16 protein-coding genes are annotated in these 17877 nt (G+C 57.2%); 10 read left to right on the top strand and 6 right to left on the bottom strand.

Going from position 1 to position 17877, the window contains the following annotated elements:
• Positions 1-61: 61 nt before the first annotated feature.
• Both BLT01_RS02450 and BLT01_RS02455 read right to left on the bottom strand, forming a co-directional pair.
• Positions 62-931 (bottom strand): metal ABC transporter permease, encoded by an 870-nt coding sequence (locus tag BLT01_RS02450; RefSeq protein WP_092094232.1) that lies wholly within the window; start codon positions 929-931, stop codon positions 62-64.
• Positions 928-1668, bottom strand: a complete 741-nt coding sequence (locus BLT01_RS02455; protein ID WP_092094234.1) for a metal ABC transporter ATP-binding protein — start codon at positions 1666-1668, stop codon at positions 928-930. Before BLT01_RS02455 ends, BLT01_RS02450 begins: the two co-directional genes overlap by 4 nt.
• 173 nt (positions 1669-1841) lie before the next feature.
• On the opposite strand from BLT01_RS02455, the gene BLT01_RS02460 reads away from it, so the two are divergent.
• The 3 genes from BLT01_RS02460 (at position 1842) to BLT01_RS02470 (ending at position 4750) form a co-directional block, all read left to right on the top strand.
• The gene (locus tag BLT01_RS02460) at positions 1842-3146 is read left to right on the top strand and encodes a DUF4139 domain-containing protein (protein ID WP_092094236.1); all 1305 of its coding nucleotides are present in this window, start codon (positions 1842-1844) and stop codon (positions 3144-3146) included.
• A gap of 155 nt (positions 3147-3301) precedes the next feature.
• A complete protein-coding gene (locus BLT01_RS02465) occupies positions 3302-3913 on the top strand; it encodes a DedA family protein (protein ID WP_092094238.1) in 612 nt (203 codons plus the stop codon).
• Between the two features lie 6 nt (positions 3914-3919).
• Positions 3920-4750, top strand: coding sequence for an undecaprenyl-diphosphate phosphatase (locus BLT01_RS02470; protein WP_092094240.1), 831 nt, complete (start codon positions 3920-3922; stop codon positions 4748-4750).
• Positions 4751-4979: 229 nt separating this feature from the next.
• Here BLT01_RS02470 and BLT01_RS02475 read toward each other — a convergent pair whose 3' ends face one another.
• Complete coding sequence (locus BLT01_RS02475; protein WP_092094242.1) at positions 4980-5966, bottom strand: nuclease-related domain-containing protein; 987 nt, start codon at positions 5964-5966, stop codon at positions 4980-4982.
• Positions 5967-6312: 346 nt separating this feature from the next.
• Here BLT01_RS02475 and BLT01_RS02480 point away from each other — a divergent pair, with 346 nt between their 5' ends.
• The 3 genes from BLT01_RS02480 to BLT01_RS02490 all read left to right on the top strand — a co-directional run bounded on the left by BLT01_RS02480 (position 6313) and on the right by BLT01_RS02490 (position 10595).
• Complete coding sequence (locus BLT01_RS02480; protein ID WP_092094244.1) at positions 6313-7503, top strand: M14 family zinc carboxypeptidase; 1191 nt, start codon at positions 6313-6315, stop codon at positions 7501-7503.
• Between the two features lie 201 nt (positions 7504-7704).
• Positions 7705-8748, top strand: a complete 1044-nt coding sequence (locus BLT01_RS02485; RefSeq protein WP_092094246.1) for a M14 family zinc carboxypeptidase — start codon at positions 7705-7707, stop codon at positions 8746-8748.
• A 308-nt stretch (positions 8749-9056) separates the two neighbouring features.
• Positions 9057-10595, top strand: a complete 1539-nt coding sequence (locus BLT01_RS02490) for an AbgT family transporter (protein ID WP_092094248.1) — start codon at positions 9057-9059, stop codon at positions 10593-10595.
• Between the two features lie 86 nt (positions 10596-10681).
• Here the strand turns inward: BLT01_RS02490 and BLT01_RS02495 are convergent, their stop codons facing one another.
• Complete coding sequence (locus BLT01_RS02495) at positions 10682-11413, bottom strand: IclR family transcriptional regulator (protein ID WP_092094250.1); 732 nt, start codon at positions 11411-11413, stop codon at positions 10682-10684.
• 141 nt (positions 11414-11554) lie between these two features.
• Here BLT01_RS02495 and BLT01_RS02500 point away from each other — a divergent pair, with 141 nt between their 5' ends.
• The 4 genes from BLT01_RS02500 to BLT01_RS02515 all read left to right on the top strand — a co-directional run bounded on the left by BLT01_RS02500 (position 11555) and on the right by BLT01_RS02515 (position 16455).
• Entirely contained in the window at positions 11555-12430 is an 876-nt protein-coding gene (locus tag BLT01_RS02500) for a dimethylarginine dimethylaminohydrolase family protein (RefSeq protein WP_092094252.1), read from the top strand.
• Between the two features lie 44 nt (positions 12431-12474).
• Positions 12475-14082 carry a M20/M25/M40 family metallo-hydrolase gene (locus BLT01_RS02505; protein WP_092094527.1) on the top strand — a complete coding sequence of 536 codons (1608 nt, stop codon included), beginning with the start codon at positions 12475-12477 and terminating at the stop codon, positions 14080-14082.
• 27 nt (positions 14083-14109) lie between these two features.
• Positions 14110-14877 carry a dimethylarginine dimethylaminohydrolase family protein gene (locus tag BLT01_RS02510; protein WP_092094254.1) on the top strand — a complete coding sequence of 256 codons (768 nt, stop codon included), beginning with the start codon at positions 14110-14112 and terminating at the stop codon, positions 14875-14877.
• A gap of 165 nt (positions 14878-15042) precedes the next feature.
• Positions 15043-16455: an amino acid permease gene (locus BLT01_RS02515; protein ID WP_245696845.1), complete on the top strand. Its 1413-nt coding sequence runs from the start codon at positions 15043-15045 to the stop codon at positions 16453-16455.
• A gap of 136 nt (positions 16456-16591) precedes the next feature.
• Here BLT01_RS02515 and BLT01_RS02520 read toward each other — a convergent pair whose 3' ends face one another.
• Together BLT01_RS02520 and BLT01_RS02525 are read right to left on the bottom strand one after the other, a co-directional pair.
• A complete protein-coding gene (locus BLT01_RS02520; RefSeq protein WP_092094256.1) occupies positions 16592-16927 on the bottom strand; it encodes a zinc ribbon domain-containing protein YjdM in 336 nt (111 codons plus the stop codon).
• Positions 16928-17073: 146 nt separating this feature from the next.
• A complete protein-coding gene (locus BLT01_RS02525) occupies positions 17074-17808 on the bottom strand; it encodes an MBL fold metallo-hydrolase (RefSeq protein ID WP_092094258.1) in 735 nt (244 codons plus the stop codon).
• Between the last annotated feature and the right edge of the window lie 69 nt (positions 17809-17877).

Raw genomic sequence — 17877 nt, forward strand, 5'->3', positions numbered from 1 at the left:
GGAACTCAATCATTTATTCAGCGGGAGAGGGTTCCCTTCCAGTTCTCCGGCATGCCGGAAATCAGTCGCCGGTGTATGCCGCTTTGCGGTTCCTCGAGGTGCGGACGCTCCTCCAGAGCAGTCCCTGCTTCGGCGAGAAAAACAGGGCGAGGAGGAAGAGGGCGGTCGCGGCAAGCACGATCACGGCTCCCGAGGACAGGTTGTAATTAAAACTGATATACAGCCCGATCAATGAGGAAAGTGCGCCGAACAGGGCCGACAGCCCGATCATGACGGGCAGCCGATCGGTGAGCAGGTATGCGGTCGACGCCGGCGTGATGAGCATCGCGACCACGAGAATGATGCCGACGGTCCGGAGTGAGGCGACCGTGACGAGAGTGAGCAGCACCATGACCGCGTAGTGGATAAGCCGGTTCGGCAGGCCGAAAGCCGCGGCGAGTGTCGGGTCGAACGTCGTGACGAGCAGCTCCTTATAAAACATGGTGACCGTGATCAGGACGATCACACCGATGGCGAGCGTTGTCCACATGTCGGCGGAGCGCACCGCCAACACATTCCCGAACAAGATGCTTGTCAGATCGACGCTGCTTGCCGCTTTTGCCATGAGTATGATCCCGAGGGCGAAAAAAGCGGAGAAGATGATGCCGATTGCCGAATCGTTCTTGATGCGGCTTTTTTCGCTGACGAAGCCGATGCCGACCGACGTCAGCACACCCGCGACAACCGCTCCGTAGAAGTAGTTGACCCCGAGCATATAGGAAATTGCGACGCCCGGCAGGACGGCGTGGGAGATGGCGTCGCCCATGAGCGACATGCCGCGCAGCACGATAAAGCAGCCGATGACCCCGCAGATGATGCCGACTATCACCGAAGTGAACATCGCCTTCTGGAGGAATCCGTAGTCAAGGACATCTGCAAGAAAGCCGCTCATCGGCTTTCACCCCCGGCAATGAGGCTGCCGAATGCGCCGTACGCCTGACCGAGGTGTTCCGGGCGGAGTACTTCCTTTGCAGGACCGTACGCCACCACCTCCCCGTTCAGCAGCAGGAGATCATCAAAGTAGGCCACTGCCTTCGACAAATCGTGGTGGACGACATAGATGCTTTTGCCGGCGTCCCGCAATTCCTTGAGCAGGCCGATGATGACGTCTTCGCTCGCTGCGTCAACACCGACAAACGGTTCGTCTAGGAACAGATGATCCGCGTGCTGGAGCAGGGCGCGGGCGAGGAACACCCGCTGCTGCTGTCCGCCTGACAGCCGGCCGATCTGCCGGGTTGCATATTCCTCCATGCCGACTTTCCGGAGGCTTTGGAGCGCTTCTTCTTTTTCCGGACGGCCCGGTCTTCGGATCAGGCCGAGCGAAGGGTAAGAACCGAGCAACACGGTGTCCCGCACGTTAATCGGAAAGTCCCAGTCGATCGAGCTTCTCTGAGGAACATATGCAATCCGGTGCCGCATCTTTTTCAGTGGCTTTCCATCGAACCGGACCGTACCGCGGTCGATGGCCAACAAGCCGAGCACCGCTTTCATGAGCGTTGATTTCCCTGCGCCGTTCGGGCCGATGATGCCGGTCAGGCGGCCGGACGGTGCCGAAAAATGCACGTCCCGGAGCACTTCTTTGCCGTCATACGAAACGCGCAAATCGTTTACAGCAAGCGCCATATTGATATCATCACCTTTGCTTTAATTAAAAAAGTTTCCCGTGTGCAACTTTTTGTTTTATTCTATCCCTGCTGGCGGCAAAAGTAAACTGTTTCGGTAGTTGAAAGAGAGTTAGCGGCAAAAGAAACCGCCCGCATGAGCCGTGGTATAATCAGGAAATAAGAACAGGGGGGATATTCATGCCGGCTGACATTTCGGGCAAGAGCGCGGTGTCGCGCGCGCTGACCGTCTACAACGATGGTTTCGCGCTGGTCAAGGAAACGAGGAAGCTGCCGGAGTTTCCGGCTGACGGGGTGCTGCGCTATCTGGACGTCGCACAGCGGATCGAGACCGAGTCCATTCTTGCGGAAGGGCTCGCTATCCGGGAGATGAATTATGAATACGACCTTGTGGACAAGAATAAATTATTGGAGAAGTATATCGGGAAAGAGCTCACGATCATCGCCACGGAATCCGGCAAACGCTCGCGTTACCGCCTGTTGAGCGTCGCGAACGGGTTGGTCGTGGAGGATCTGGAGACGGGCGAGATCGTCCTTGATCCGAAAGGGCAGGTCCGCCTGCCGGAGCTGCCGGGCGGGCTGATTTTGACGCCGGCGCTTGTCTGGCATGCGAAGCCGCCCGCATCAGAGGTGGTCCGCGTCAGCTACCTGACAAAGGGGATGTCGTGGGAGACGGACTATGTCATCTCGCTGCCTGCGGAATCAGGCGCGGAAGAAGGGTTCAGCCTGACCGGCTGGATGACGCTCCGGAATGAGTCGGGGATGACGTACGAGGATGCGGTGCTCCGGGTGCTTGCCGGTGAGGTTCACCGGGCGGAAGAGTCGGAACCGTATCTGGTTTACAGCGCTATCCCGGAGCACAGCATGCCGGAACCCGAATCATTCGCCGATTACCACCTTTATACCATCCCGGGCACCATAACGATCAAGGACCGCCAGCAAAAACAGGTCCGGCTAATCGGAGCGGAGAAAGCCAAAGGACGCACCATTTACGAAGCGGGACCGTATGACCGCAATCCGGCCATTTTCTTTGAGTTCGACAACACCGGAAAAGCCGGCCTCGGTTTCCCGCTGCCGCAGGGGACGGTGAAGTTCTACCGGAACAACCCGGCAGACGGCACGGCGGAATTCGTGGGAGAAGACCGGATCGGGCACACCGCCAAGGGCGAGCGGGTCCGCCTCCGGCTCCGCAGCGCATTCGACATCACCGTGGATTCCGGGCGCACGTCCTCAGGGAAAGAGGGCCGTTACGACTTTGAATCCTACATGTACAACATCCGGAACGCGAAGGACGTCCCGGTCACGGTCATCGTCCGGCACCCGGTCCATGATCGCCACTGGGATATCGCCGAGTCGGATCTTCCGGCGGAGCGGAAATTCAGCGACGTCCTGCTCCCGGTTACGGTGCCGGCAAATTCCGGGAAGACCGTCCATTTCACACTCCGGATCGACCGGTCGATCACCATTGCCGGGGAAGAGGAATAACAGGGAACCTTCCATGGCCCGCTGCGTCTTTATGAACTCCGGAAGCGCGTCCCACGCCGCCTGCAGGCCGTCCGGCCAAAGCGGCGCACGGCCCGTCTTCCCAAAAACAGGGATGTCTAGTAAACTGTCTAAAGGCTGAAATTTGGAGGAACCCGATGGAGAATTGGATCACGGACGTCATGGAGCAGTTCGGATATGCCGGTGTGTTTGTGCTGATCATGCTGGAGAATGTGTTCCCGCCGATTCCGTCCGAGGTGATCCTGACGTTCGGCGGGTTCATGACGACGGCCAGTTCGCTCACGAAAATCGGGGTGATCGCGGCTGCGACGGCAGGTTCCGTCGCGGGCGCCGTCATTCTGTACGGCATCGGGCTGCTGCTCGGTGTGGAGCGGCTCGGGAAGATTGTGGACCGCTGGGGAAAGGTGCTCCGCCTGACCCGGGACGACATCCATCAGGCGGATGCGTGGTTCGATAAATATGGGCCGTGGACGGTGTTTTTCTGCCGGCTCGTGCCGCTGATCCGGAGCCTGATCTCGCTCCCGGCGGGCATGTCGAACATGAATTTCCTTCTGTTTCTCCTCCTGACGACTCTCGGCAGCCTGATCTGGAACACCGTCCTCGTGTCGCTTGGAGCCGCTGTCGGGGACAACTGGGAAAGAATTGTAGGGTATATGGATATTTATTCTAATGTTGCATATGCGATCATCACTGTGCTGGGGATCGCGGCAATAATCTGGTACATCAACTTCAGAAGAAAGCGGGCTTAATGAAATATGGATTGGTTTGACCTGTTAAAAGCAATCATTTTAGGCTTCGTCGAAGGGATGACGGAGTTTGCGCCGGTCTCCTCGACCGGCCATCTGATCATCGTCGACGACATGTGGCTGAAGACGGAAGAATTCCTCGGAAAGTACCCGGCGAACACGTTCAAGATCGTCATCCAGCTCGGGTCGATCCTGGCCGTCGTCTTTGTATTCTGGAAGCGCCTGTTCAGCCTGATCGGGCTGTACCAGGTGGAAACGCGCGAAGGCGGAAGCACGCGGTTCAACCTGATGCACGTCATCATCGGCATGCTGCCGGCCGTCGTGCTCGGCTTCGCATTCAAGGACTTTATCGACGACCACCTGTTCAGTGTGGAGACCGTCATCTGGGCGCTTGTCGCCGGAGCGATCCTGATGATCGCGGCCGACAAATTCGGCCCGAAAACGCCGCGCGTCACGTCGCTTGACCAGCTGACGTACAAACAGGCCTTCTCGATCGGCCTCGTCCAGTGCCTCTCGCTCTGGCCGGGCTTCTCGCGCTCCGGCGCGACCATTTCCGGCGGTGTCCTGTTCGGCCTCAGCCACAAAACGGCCGCCGACTTCACCTTCATCATGGCCGTCCCGATCATGGCCGGCGCGAGCCTCGTCTCCGTCGTGAAAAACATGGACATGATGTCGATGGACTACCTGTCCTTCTACATCGTCGGCTTCGTGAGCGCGTTCGTCTTCGCCCTCCTGTCGATCAAATTTTTCCTCAAACTCATCGACCGCATCAAACTCACCCCATTCGCCATCTACCGCCTCGTCATCGCCGCGGTGCTGGCATGGATCGTGTGGATGTAAGTTGAAAGTGAAAACCCCGCTGCTGCGGGGTTTTTTTGTGGGCGGGGGCGTATTGAGACATTCAGGCGGTGTATTGAGACATTCAGGCGGTGTATTGAGACATTCATAGGCGGTATCGAGACATTCATAGGCAGTATTGAGACATTCATAGGCGGTATCGAGACATTCATAGGCAGTATCGGGACATTCAGGCGGTGTATTGAGACATTCGCAAGGGGTATCGGGACATTCACCTCTCAAAGAGATCAAGTTGGCGATAGTCGATCTCGTAATAAGTCGACCGGGCGTTCCCCTTTCTCGTGAGCGGGAGCCGATTCAGCACCCGCACCCCGGTTCTCCTTGAGCACTGAAATATTATGCAGAATTGCTTTACTGTAATGGTATTGCTGCGCAGCAGAAACCAGGTCATCAAGGTTTTTATATACGGATCCTTGATACGCAGTCCACACGGGCGGCACGACCACGTCATCTCGGAGATTTTATCAAGTAGATAGCCGCAATCGCACCTGGGGCCCCAGTCAACCCTCTCCGGATCAATTCCATATTTCCTGAACAGGGGATAGGGAATATACGGAGAAAGGCTTGACCGGATCGTGTTGGCGAGAATCTCTACTTCTTGCAAACTCATGACAGGTATGAATTGCAATGACTTTGCAATGAAGCCGCGCAATTCGCGGAGCTTGATGACTGGCAGCCCCTTAGGAATGGTTTCGATGATCGGATTGGTCGTGAAGACAACGGAGCCGCCGATCGGTACGGAAAATCCCCGCATCCTAAGCCAAGTTTCCAAACTTGCCCGCTGGTCCTCGAATTGGGCGGCAGGGCAGTCCATGGAAAGGATGATCTTACCGTCCTCTACTTTCTCAAGTTGCGCAGGATTTTGGACAAAGCGCAACCGGCCTGCGATTTGTTTGGTTTCGAAAATCAGAATGACTGCAGGTGTCAGGACGAGAGCATCCAACTGAATGGTTACACCCGGAATAATCTCCAAAGTGGTATCAGACAATACCACACAGTCGTTCGGCAACCCAGATGAACGGAGCACTTCCAATACCCGTTCCTCGCCCGCCAGCCCGGCTTTCCGGTTTTTCTGCTGGTGCTCCAATTCGTTTCGTTTGATCTCCCAATCGGGAAGCACTTCCAGCAAGCGCTCGTGTGCAAATACGTTCCAGTAAGTCGCCCCTTTTTTCGTGATTTCCCCCACCGTCCCTCTCATTTTCTTCCACCGTACCACGGAATTTCCAAGCCCGAAAGAAGGGCGGAAACCGCTATGCGGCGCGGGTTTGGCCGTTGTTCAATTTTGCTTGGCCAAACGGAACCAAGATTCAATTTTTCCTATACAAAATGAGTATTTGGCCCCATCCGCTATTTATTTCGAACTACGGAATGACTCGCGGTTTCCGTCCATCGAATCACCCCGCGGCCCCTCCGTTCGGCACTTCTTTTCCCAACGATCCGACAGCGTTCTGTATCCAAATAACTGAATATTTAAACAGGTATTGAGCAACTCCTCAATCATTGCTATTCTTGCGGTGAACAGACTTGAAGGGGTGTGGGGACGGATGAAGAAGTGGGTTGGCGTGACGGCGGCGATCGCCATGGCGGCAGGGATTGCCCTGCCTGCAGCACCGGGGGAGGCGCTGGCGAAGGAAGAGTCGCATCATGAGTTTTCGATCAAAGGATTCACCGATTATGCGGAGCTGACGAAAAAGCTGCAGCAGATCGAGCAGACGAGCAAGGGACTGGTGTCGGTTGACGTGGCGGGCCAGTCAAACCAGGGCCGCGATATCTACACGGCACGGGTCGGTACCGGGGATAAGGTCGTCCTCATCCAAAGCGAGATCCACGGCAACGAAAAGACCGGGACCGATGCGATCCTGAGTCTCCTGAAGACAGTGTCGGGCAGTTCGCCTTATGCCGGGCAGCTCCGTGAAGAGATCACGTTCGTCTTCATGCCGATGATGAACCCGGATGCATCCGTCGGGGACAAGCGCCGCAATACGATGACGTGGGCGGATGTGGTCGAAGACTTTCCTCAGCTCAGCGGTGCACAGCCGTCGTGGAACTATCTGGACCGCGGCATCAGCCAGAGCTACGATTACGGAAAAAACCCGGGCTTCGACGTGAACCGTGACTTCAACCCGGACCTCGATTACGTCCCGCAGCCGGAAGACTTCCCGGGAAGCTCGTCCGACCCGGGCTGGTTCATCACACCGGAATCCCAGACGTCCCGTGACGTTTACAAATCGCTCGTCGGGGAGTTCGGCAAAGTCGACGTTTTCATCGACCTTCACCACCAGGGCATCTACTACGTCGAGGGCACGTCCGATGAAGTGACGCTGTCGCTGTCGGCGCAGTTTGTACCGGATCCGTCGAGTCCTGACGGCGCGGACTACGCCGGGTACGCGGACACATATAATTATGATTTTTCGCGACAGCTGAACGTGGCTGCCTATGATGCACTACAAGCCAAGGGCGATTCAATCTTCAACAACATCACGCTCTATTCGCAGGGGCTCGACCTGCCGGGCACGGCGCTCGGTTCGTATGCGCTGAACGGCAGCGGCACCGTCCTGTTTGAAGTGACCGGCCAGACCCAGTCGTTCGGACAGAAAAAACGCGGCCAGCTTGTGAAGGCGGTGGAGACCGGGCTTCTCGGCATCGTGAACGCCGTTGCTGACGGCTCCGTCCATGACCTGAATCCGGAAGATTACGAGGAGATCCCGCTGACCGCTTATCGTCCGGCGGACTAAAATCAGAGAAGAGGGCCCGGCAGCCGCCGGGCTTCTTTTTCAATCAAACGGCCAATGAGAGAGGATAAAAGACCCATCTTTTCTTCCCCGAAAGGTTCGTAAAGACCCGGCGGACAAGCCCGGAAACCCGCCTAACGCCATATGGAAGCGGTTACTTTTGGCGTGTACGATAGAATCAGATAGTCGAAGGGAGTGGGGAAGATGAAGAAAACGATGATATCCCTGGTTGCCGCGGGGGCGCTCGTTCTGAGTGCGGCGCCATTGCAGGCGGGCGCGGTAGGGAACGGACCGAACTACGGGGGAAATGAGACGATCAACACGTCGATTCTCCATACGTACAGCGAGCTGGCGTCGTTCCTGCAGACGCAGGAGGCCAAGCAGAAGGACATGGAGCTTGAGGTGATCGGCCAGTCGGTCAAAGGGCGCGATCTGTATCTCGTGAAGTACATGAAGAATCCGGAAAACCCGACGATCCTGTTCCTGACGCAGCAGCACGGCAACGAGCAGCTGACGACGGAAGGCGCGATTGAGTTCATCAAGCATCTCGGGACGGGCAAGATGAAGGGCGTGACGGACAACGTCAACATCCTGATCGTGCCGATGCTGAATCCGGACGGGGCGATGGGGGATGTCGACTTTTCGCTGGATGACTATGTCGCTTCCGGGGACCGCCACCTGACGCGCTACAACGCGCTCGGCGTCGACCTGAACCGCGACCACGTCACGAAGATCCAGCCGGAAACACAGGCACTGCATTTTAATGTCATGCAGAAGTATGACATCGATTATATGATTGACCTGCACCACCAGGGCGCGGACCGCGTGATTAACGGGGATGAGCTCGTGTCCGGCTCGATCCTGTATCCGACAACGCCGAATGTGGATCCTGAAGTTCTCGAAGGCTCGAAAAAGCTCGGCGCGGTCGTTTATGATGCCATCAATCCGAAGGGCTGGGGCACGCTGGGCAAGTATCCGGGCGGATCGGCCGAAACGATTTCCCGTAACGGCATTGCGGTCGAATACGGCATTTCCACGCTTCTCTTTGAAATGCGCGGCATGTCCGATCATGCATACGAAGACTACGTCCTCGGCCAAAAGAGCAACGGCTACCTGATCAAGCAGACGATCACGACACTGGAGTCGACCGTCAAGGCGATTGGAGACGGCTCGATTGACTCGAAAGACACGTCGTTCTGGGACACGCTTCCTGAACAGACAAGCCGCCAGTCCGAAGAAGACGAGTGATAACTGGAAGCTCCTGCCCCGGGCAGGGGCTTTATTTCTTTGCGGATATTCAGGCGCGGTGGGAGTGTTAAGGAAACCTCTCTGAGTGTTAAGAAAAGCGCCGCGAGTGTGAAGCAGATCTTCGACCTTCCAGTCCAGGCCGGATCTCCCCCGGGCCCTCAGATTGCAAAGGTTCCCCCAATTCTCCCAATTAGAACATATTGAAACCGCCTTCATTTCTTTCCCGGTCCGCGATATACTGACCAAAGCGTAATTTTCCGAACGCTAAAATGACTGAATATTAATTGTCATCTAAGAAAGGAGAAAACATGGAAGCGAACAAGAAAAAAGGGTTCGTCCAAAAATTCCTCGATATGATCGAAACGGTCGGGAACAAGCTGCCCCATCCGGTCACGCTGTTCGCCGGGCTGGCACTTCTTGTGCTGGTCCTTTCAGCGATCGTCTCGTCCTTCGGCATCTCGGTAGAGCACCCGGGCAAAGAAGGGGAGATCATCGAGGTCAAGAACCTTCTCAATAAAGAGGGAATCCACTACATATTCACGAGCATGACCGATAACTTCATCGGTTTTGCGCCGCTCGGCGTCGTCCTCCTCACGATGCTCGGCATCGGGGTCGCGGAACATTCCGGCCTCATCTCCGCGCTCCTGCGCGGCTTCGTCATGTCGGTGCCGAAGCGTCTGATCACGCTCGGCCTGGTGTTCGCGGGGGTCATGTCGTCCGTCGCATCCGATGCGGGCTATGTCGTCCTGCCGCCGCTCGGCGCGGTCATCTTCGCCGCGCTCGGCCGGCACCCGCTGGCGGGCCTTGCCGCCGCATTTGCCGGGGTATCCGGAGGGTTCAGCGCGAACCTGCTTTTGTCGGGCACGGACGCGCTGCTCGGTGAGCTGACGATCCTCGGCGCAGCCATCATGGACCCGGCGTACGCCGACGGCATGAATATTGCCATGAACTACTACTTCATCATCATCTCTGTCTTTGTCCTGACATTCGTCGGGGCATGGGTCACGGAGAAAATCGTCGAGCCGCGTCTCGGCGAATATAAGGGCGAGTTCCGCGAAAGCATGGACAAGCTCACGGCTGTTGAGAAAAAGGGCCTTGTGTGGGCAACTGTTTCCCTTCTCGTCGCAGCGGCACTGATGGCACTGCTCGTCCTGATTCCGGGCGCGCCTCTCCGCGGGGATGAAGGGGATATGCCGATCATTCGCTCGCCGTTCATGAGCTCGCTCGTTCCGATCATCGCCATTCTGTTCTTTATCCCGGGCGTGGTCTACGGAGTGGTCACCAAAGCGATCCGCAGCGACAAAGACGTCGCCGAAATGATGGGCAAGACGATGGCGACGATGGGAATGTTCATCGTCCTCAGCTTTACCGCCGCCCAGTTCGTCGCTTACTTCTCCGAGTCGGGTATGGGTCTCGTCCTCGGCGTCTACGGCGCAGAATTCCTGCAGAGCATCAAGCTGGAAGGCATTCCGCTCGTCCTGCTGTTTATCGCGATTGCCGCGTTCATCAACCTGTTCATCGGCTCCGCTTCGGCAAAGTGGGCCATGATGGCACCGATCTTCGTGCCGATCATGATGCAGCTCGGCTACTCGCCGGAGCTCACGCAGATGGCGTACCGCGTCGCGGACTCCTCGACCAACATCATCTCGCCGCTCATGACGTACTTTGCCATCATCATCGCATTCGCACAAAAGTACGATAAGAAAATGGGGATCGGGACACTCGTCTCCACGATGTTCCCTTACTCCATGGCGTTCCTGATCGTCTGGTCGGCCGTCCTCATCATCTGGATGGTCCTCGGCCTTCCGCTCGGTCCGGACGCACCGATCTACTACAACGGAAACTGATCATAAGAAGAACCCCCTCGCTTCGGCGAGGGGGTTTTGCTGTGTTGGGGATGAGCAAGAAAGGCGCCACGAGTGTTAAGCAAACCTCACCCAGCCCCCAGTTTCCTCCCGATCCGGTCACCCGCTTCCATCACCTTCTCCGACAGATAAGCAAGCCGTTCGTTCTCCAGCCCGTAGTCGAGGAAGCCGATTGAGACGGCGCCGATCACCTCGCCGAGCCCGTCCTTGACGGCGACGGCGACGGAAGCGGTGCCTGGGGTGCGTTCGCCGTGGCTTTCGGCAAAGCCGGCATCGCGGATTTGCTGAAGTTTGATGTAGAAGTCGTCCCGCTTTTCTTCAGGAATGAGGGTTTCGACGATCCGCCTGACGCGGTCTTCCGGCATGGCCGCCAGGATCGCCTTATTGGCCGCTCCGATATGGAGAGGGATCCGGATGCCGAGCGGGTCATTGATGCGGATCGGGTTTTCCTCGCTGTCGATGCGCTCCATGACAATCGCCTCATTGCCGGACGGCCGGCTCAGATAAACGCTTTCCTTGACTTCCCGTGACAGCCGCTCGAGCTCGGGGCGGATTTTCGTGACGTAGTCCATCGAATCATAGAGCCGCAGGCCGTATTCCATCCACACCGGACCGAGGCGGTACAGTTTGGTTTGCTCGTCCTGCTCCACCATACGCTGCCGGGCCATTCCCTGAAGAATCCGGTGCATCGTGCTGAGCGCAAGCCCGCTTTGGGCGGACAGCTCGGAAATGCTCATCTCCCCCTGATCAGCGTCTGATAAAAGCGCCGCTATTTTCATCGATCGTTCAAGTGCCTGCATGGGTAGGTGATCCCTCACTTTTCCGCCAAGCGGAAATTTCAAAATATATTGACAGTATAGCATGCATTGACTATATTGAGAACAATAAGTTTCCAATCAATGAAATTGCTTTCCGTTTATCGGAAAAAGGAGGGCCTGATCATGTCTTATCTTTCATCGATGTATCAACCGATGCAACGGGTCATCGTCAAGCGGCCGCAAGAAGCGTTCAAGAGCCAGGAGCACCTTGATGAACACTGGCGGACATTCAACTACGTGAGCGTTCCGGATTATGCGGAAGCGCTCCGTGAATATGAAACGTTCCTCGGAATACTGGAAAAGCACGTTCCGCAGATTGACTATCTGCCGGAGGCGGAGGAGACGGGGCTCGACTCCCTCTACGCGCATGACCCGGTCAAGTTCACGCCGGCGGGGGCCATCATCCTGAAGTCCGGAAAATCGCTCCGGCAGCCGGAAGCGCCCGTCTACAAACGGTTCCTGGAGGAAAAAGGCATACCGGTCATCGGCGAGCTCGAAGGAGACGCAGTTTCCGACGGCGGGGATATCGTCTGGGTCGATGACCGGACGATTGCAGTCGGCAGGGGCTACCGGACGAATGATGAAGCGATCCGACAACTGCGGGAAATCACAGCGCCTTTCGTTGATGATTTCATCGAAGTCCAGCTTCCGCATGACCGCGGGGAGGCGGAGTGCCTGCACCTGATGTCTTTCCTCAGCATTGTCGACAAGGACCTGGCCGTCGTTTATTCGCCGCTCATGCCGGTGTTCCTCCGCCAGCGTCTGGTCGAAAACGGGGTCCGGCTGATCGAAGTTCCGCAGGACGAGTACGACAAGATCGGCTGCAACGTACTGGCGCTTGCCCCGCGCATCGTGGTGATTCCGGCGGGCAATCCCGTGACGAAAGCGGGCCTGGAGGAAGCCGGTGCCACGGTTTATGAATACAAAGGAGACGAGATTTCCTACAAGGGGACCGGCGGGCCGACTTGCCTGACCTGTCCGGTCGTGAGACGGCCATGACGCTGATCCATGAAAAAAAGTCATCCAGCAAGGGGGAACAGCCGATGGGACGCCGATGGGATACACCGGAAGCGCGCCGCGCGCTTTTTTGCGAGCTTGTGAGCTGGGACAGCAGGACACTGTCGGAGGGGGAGCGGCTGTTTGCGCAGCGGCTTGAGACCAAACTCCGCGACATGCCCTATTTTTCGCAGCACCCGGACCGGGTCGGGCTTCATGACGCCGGCCTCGGCCGCCATGCGGTGACCGCGCTGTACAGGCACCCGGATGCCGACGAGACGGTCGTTCTCATCAGTCACTTCGACACGGTCCAGACCGACGAATATGGAAGCCTTCAGGCGCTGTCCACGCTGCCGGAAGAACTGACAGCGAAGCTTCATGAGTGGAAGCACACGCTGCACAAGGAAGCGCGTGCCGACCTGGAATCGGGCGAGTACCTGTTCGGCCGCGGCACGATGGACATGAAGGCGGGGCTCACCGCACATCTCGCGCTGGTCGAACAGGCCATCGGCGAAAAGTGGCCGGTGAACCTGCTGCTCCTCACCGTACCGGATGAAGAAGTCAATTCCGCGGGAATGAGGGCGGCGGTGGATGTCCTGACCGATCTTGAAAGGAAACACGGCCTCTCCTACAGCCTGTTCCTGAACGGCGAGCCGTCTTTTACACAGGAACCGGGGGACACGAAGGAATACATCTATTCAGGCACGATCGGCAAAATCATGCCGGCTGCGCTGTTCTACGGCAAGGAAACCCACGTCGGGGAACCGCTCCAGGGACTGACCGCGAACTACATCGCTTCCTATCTGACGCAACAGATGGAATTCAGCGCCCTATTCGAGGAAACGGCTTACGGGGAAAAAACGCCGCTTCCGGTGTCGCTTTACCAGCGGGACCTGAAAGATCAGTATTCCACCCAGACACCGTACCGCGCTGCCGCACTCTACAATGTTTTCCTGTATAAACGCACGGCGGCGGATGTCATGGAAAGGTTCGAGCAGACCGCAAGAGACGCGGCGTCCGCGTGCAACACAGCCTACCGCGAGCTGTGCCGACGCAACGGCGTGGGCGGGATCGGCGAGGTCAGTGTCTGCCGGTACGAGCAGCTTGTCGCCCATGCCGATGAAAAACTCGGGGCGGATGCCGTCCGGAAACTCAAGGAGGACGCGATCGCCAAGGCCGGCAGCGACGAGCGGGAGCAGAGCTTCGCGGTGGCGGACCGGCTCATGATCGAGTGCCAGGAACTGGCGCCGGCAATTGTCCTGCTGTACGCGCCGCCTTATTACCCGGCGGTCAACTCGACGGAAGACCCGCTCGTCAGACAGGCGGTCACGCTCATGCAGGAAACCGCACGCACGCTAGGAAGCGAACTGGGCCAGGTCCACTACTTCAACGGCATCTGCGATCTGAGCTATGTCAACTACACGGACGATGGCGACGGCTGGCAGGCCTACGAGCGGAACACACCCGTATGGGGAGACACATACAGCATCCCGTTCGAAGGCATGAAGCAGCTGCAGGCTCCCGTGCTGAATATCGGTCCGCTTGGCCGCGATGCCCATCAGCGCACCGAACGGCTCCATATCGACAGCGCCTTCCGGAGGCTCCCGATCATGCTGGAGACGCTCATCCGAGAACTGTTTATTAATAAGAAATAAAATCGCATCCAGAAAGGAAAATCCTCCATGTCCCAATTCCAGAACGTCATCGTCAAGGCACCCGCAACAAGTTATGTCAACGGCCTGACCACGTCCGACCTCGGCACGCCCGACTATGAAAAAGTGGTCGCACAGCACCATGCATACGTGGAAGCGCTGAAAACCTGCGGTGTTGAAGTCACCGAGCTGCCGGCGGATGAACAGTATCCGGACTCCGTTTTTGTCGAGGATCCGGCTGTTCTTACAAAGGAATTTGCCGTCATCGCCAACCCGGGTGCCGACTCCCGCAACGGGGAAAAAGAGGCGATCGGGGAAGCACTGAAAAACTTCTACAATAAGTTCTACCACATTGAAGCCCCGGGTTATCTGGACGGGGGAGATGTCCTCCAGGCGGACAACCGGTTCTACATCGGTTTGTCGGAGCGGACAAACGAAGAAGGGGCCCGCCAGCTCAAGGAGATTCTGGAGAAGGAAGGCTACGAAGCCGATATCCTGCAGCTCAAGGAATTTTTCCACCTGAAGACGGGCATCGCCTATCTCGGCAACAACCATTTGATCGTCGCCGGTGAATTCGTCGGCCATCCGGCCTTCGGGGACTACAACCAGATCGTCATCAGCAAAGAAGACGAGTACTCCGCGAACTGCATCCGTGTGAACGATTACGTCCTCATCCCCGCCGGTTACCCGGAGACCAAACGCAAAATCGAGGAAGCCGGCTATCAGACAATCGAACTCGACATGAGTGAAATCCGGAAGCAGGACGGCGGCCTGAGCTGTTTATCGCTCCGGTTCTGAAACCATGCATCAGGAAAAGCCCGCACACCAAGGGGGATGCGGGCTTCCCTTAAACAATCAAGAAACTGAAAATTGGTTCTATTGACCATTTATGTAAGCGCGTTCAGGGAAATTAAAACCAGGCGGTTCATCGGAAGGGGACGGGCCGCCGGTCAGGGGGATAACATGAACGATCCAAGCAATCTCATGATGCCGCAGGAACTGAATCGGTCAATGAAAAGCCGGCATCTGCTCATGCTGAGTCTCGGCGGGGTGATCGGGACCGGGCTGTTCCTGAACGCCGGTTATACGATCAACCAGGCGGGACCGGGCGGAGCCATTCTCGGCTACCTTGTCGGCGGCCTGATTCTCTACATGGTCATGACGTGCCTCGGGGAACTCGCGACCCATATGCCGGTCACCGGTTCTTTCCAGACATACGCCACGAAATTCATCAGCCCGTCGGCCGGATTCTCGCTCGGCTGGATGTACTTTGTCGGGTCCGCGGCAACCGCGGGCGTGGAGTTCACCGCAGCGGGCATCCTGATGCAGCACTGGTTCCCGGATGTGCCGGTCTGGATCTGGTGCGCGGCCTTCATGCTGCTCCTGTTCGGGCTGAACGCGCTGTCGACACGGGGCTTCGCGGAAGCGGAGTTCTGGTTTGCCGGCATCAAGGTGCTCGCGGTGATCGCCTTCATCGTCATCGGGGTGCTGGCCATCTCCGGAGCGGTCCCGCTCGCCGACCGCCCGGCGCCGGGACTCGGCAATCTCGCGCCGGCCGGCTTGTTCCCGGCGGGGATTGCCATCGTCTTTGTGACGATGATGAACGTCATTTTCTCCTACCAGGGATCGGAACTGGTAGGGGTCGCGGCAGGGGAAACGGAAAACCCGGAGAAAAACATCCCGCGGGCAATCCGCACGATCCTCGTCCGCATCATCCTGTTTTACATTGCGTCGATCATCATCTTGTCCTCCATCTTTCCGGCGTCCGAACTCGGCCTTCTGGAAAGCCCATTTGTCACACTCATGACGATTGCCGGGGTGCCGTTTGCGGCGGACATCATGAACTTCATCATCCTGACGGCCATCCTGTCCGTCGGCAACTCCTGCCTCTACGCTTCGACACGCCTTCTCTGGTCGATGGCAGGGGAAGGGATGGCACCGGCGACGTTCCGCAAGCTGACCAAGCGGAAAGTCCCGCTGAACGCACTGCTCTTCACGATGGTCTTCTCGCTCCTGTCGCTCCTGACGAGCTTCATGGAAGCCGACGCCGTCTTTGTCCTCCTCATGTCGGTCGCCGGCATTTCCGTGACCATCTCCTGGATGGGCATCGCCGCCAGCCAGTTCATGTTCCGGAGAAAATACGTGCGGGACGGCGGCCGCATCGAAGACCTGAAGTTCAAAGCGCCGCTTTACCCGATCCTGCCGCTGTTCTGCATCGCCTTCTGCCTGCTGATCCTGGGCTTCCTGTTCGTCGACCCGACACAGCGCATCGGCCTCCTCTACGGCGTCGGCTTCTTTATCGCCTGCATGGTGTTCTACAAGATGAAGGAACTGCGCGCGAAGAAAGTCATGGCGGAAGCACCGGCGGCAGAATGAGGACGCTGTGCCTGTGTGTTTCTTAACACGCACTCTTCATCGCCCTAAAATCGAATTTTAATGGAAGTCATGACACGATAAAAAAGCAAACGGCACGGACTCTGGTCTTACCTGGGGTCCGTGCCGTTTGCTGTATTCAGGCCTTTTTTACAAATTCAGATTTCAGTTGCATGGCACCAAATCCATCGATCCTGCAATCAATATTGTGGTCACCATCAACGATACGGATCCCTTTTACTTTCGTACCGATTTTGAGGACTGATGAACTGCCCTTCACTTTTAAATCTTTAATGACGGTCACCGTATCTCCGTCTTTCAAACTATTGCCGTGGACGTCTTTTACAACGTTTTCCTCACTTTTTTGTTCATCTTCAAGTGTCCACTCATTTGCACATTCAGGACATACGAATACATCGCGGTCCTCGTAAGTATACTCCGACTGGCATTTGGGGCAATTCGGCAAAACAGCCATGATCGCTTATCCTCCTTAACCTTAGATGAAAATTAATATAAATGTCTGCAGCACCAACTACAACATTCTATAGGATTAGCCAGAAATAGCAAATTAGACCCACAAAGAAAAGGGTTCCGCCATCCCCTCCCGGCGGAACCCTTTTCTCATACTTCTATGACCTCTCCCGCTGCCGCGAGCCGCGCGCTCCCGCCGAATGCTTCCTGGGCGGCGGATAAAATCAGCTGCACGTCGCCGTCCTGGGGCAGGTGGGTCAGAAGCAGCCGCTTCACACCCGCGAGACGCGCAAGCTCGCCGGCCTCGCTGCCCGCCATATGCCCCGGCGACTTGCCCTTGTATTCCTCATACAGATTCGCTTCGCTCACAAGAAGGTCCGCACCCGATGCAAACTCCGCGAGCGGCTCGTGGAACTCGGTGTCCGCAGTGAACACGGCCGTTTTGCCATCCGCCTCAAACCGCGCCGCCAGGCAATACACCGGATGCACCGTCTCGGCGAACGTCACCGAAAACGGCCCGATTTCATACGTTTCACCCGGCGACACCGCATGCCCCTCGGCGACTTCCTTATATGTCAGCCTCCCGAAGCCGTCCGCATCGCGGTCATGCCCGTAAAACGTCAGCTTCCGGAGCGGGCGCCCCGTATAGTACGCGATCAGATGATGATACTGCAGGCTCCCGACATCCGCCACATGATCCGCATGATAATGGCTGATCACGACCGCATTGATCTCATCGAGCGTGATGTACCGCTGCACCTGCGCCAGTACCCCGCTCCCGCAGTCGAACAGCACCCGGAACCCCTCATGCTCGATCAGGAACGCCGACGTCGCCGACTCCGCCTTCGGATAGCCGCCCCAGATCCCGACAGGAATCACGTTCATCCAAAACCCCTCCTCAGAAAACTCGTTATCAACAGTGTACCACCGGAGCGCCCGGTGAACCCTTTTGGT

It is taken from the genome of Bhargavaea beijingensis (assembly GCF_900101985.1).
Taxonomy (GTDB): domain Bacteria; phylum Bacillota; class Bacilli; order Bacillales_A; family Planococcaceae; genus Bhargavaea; species Bhargavaea beijingensis.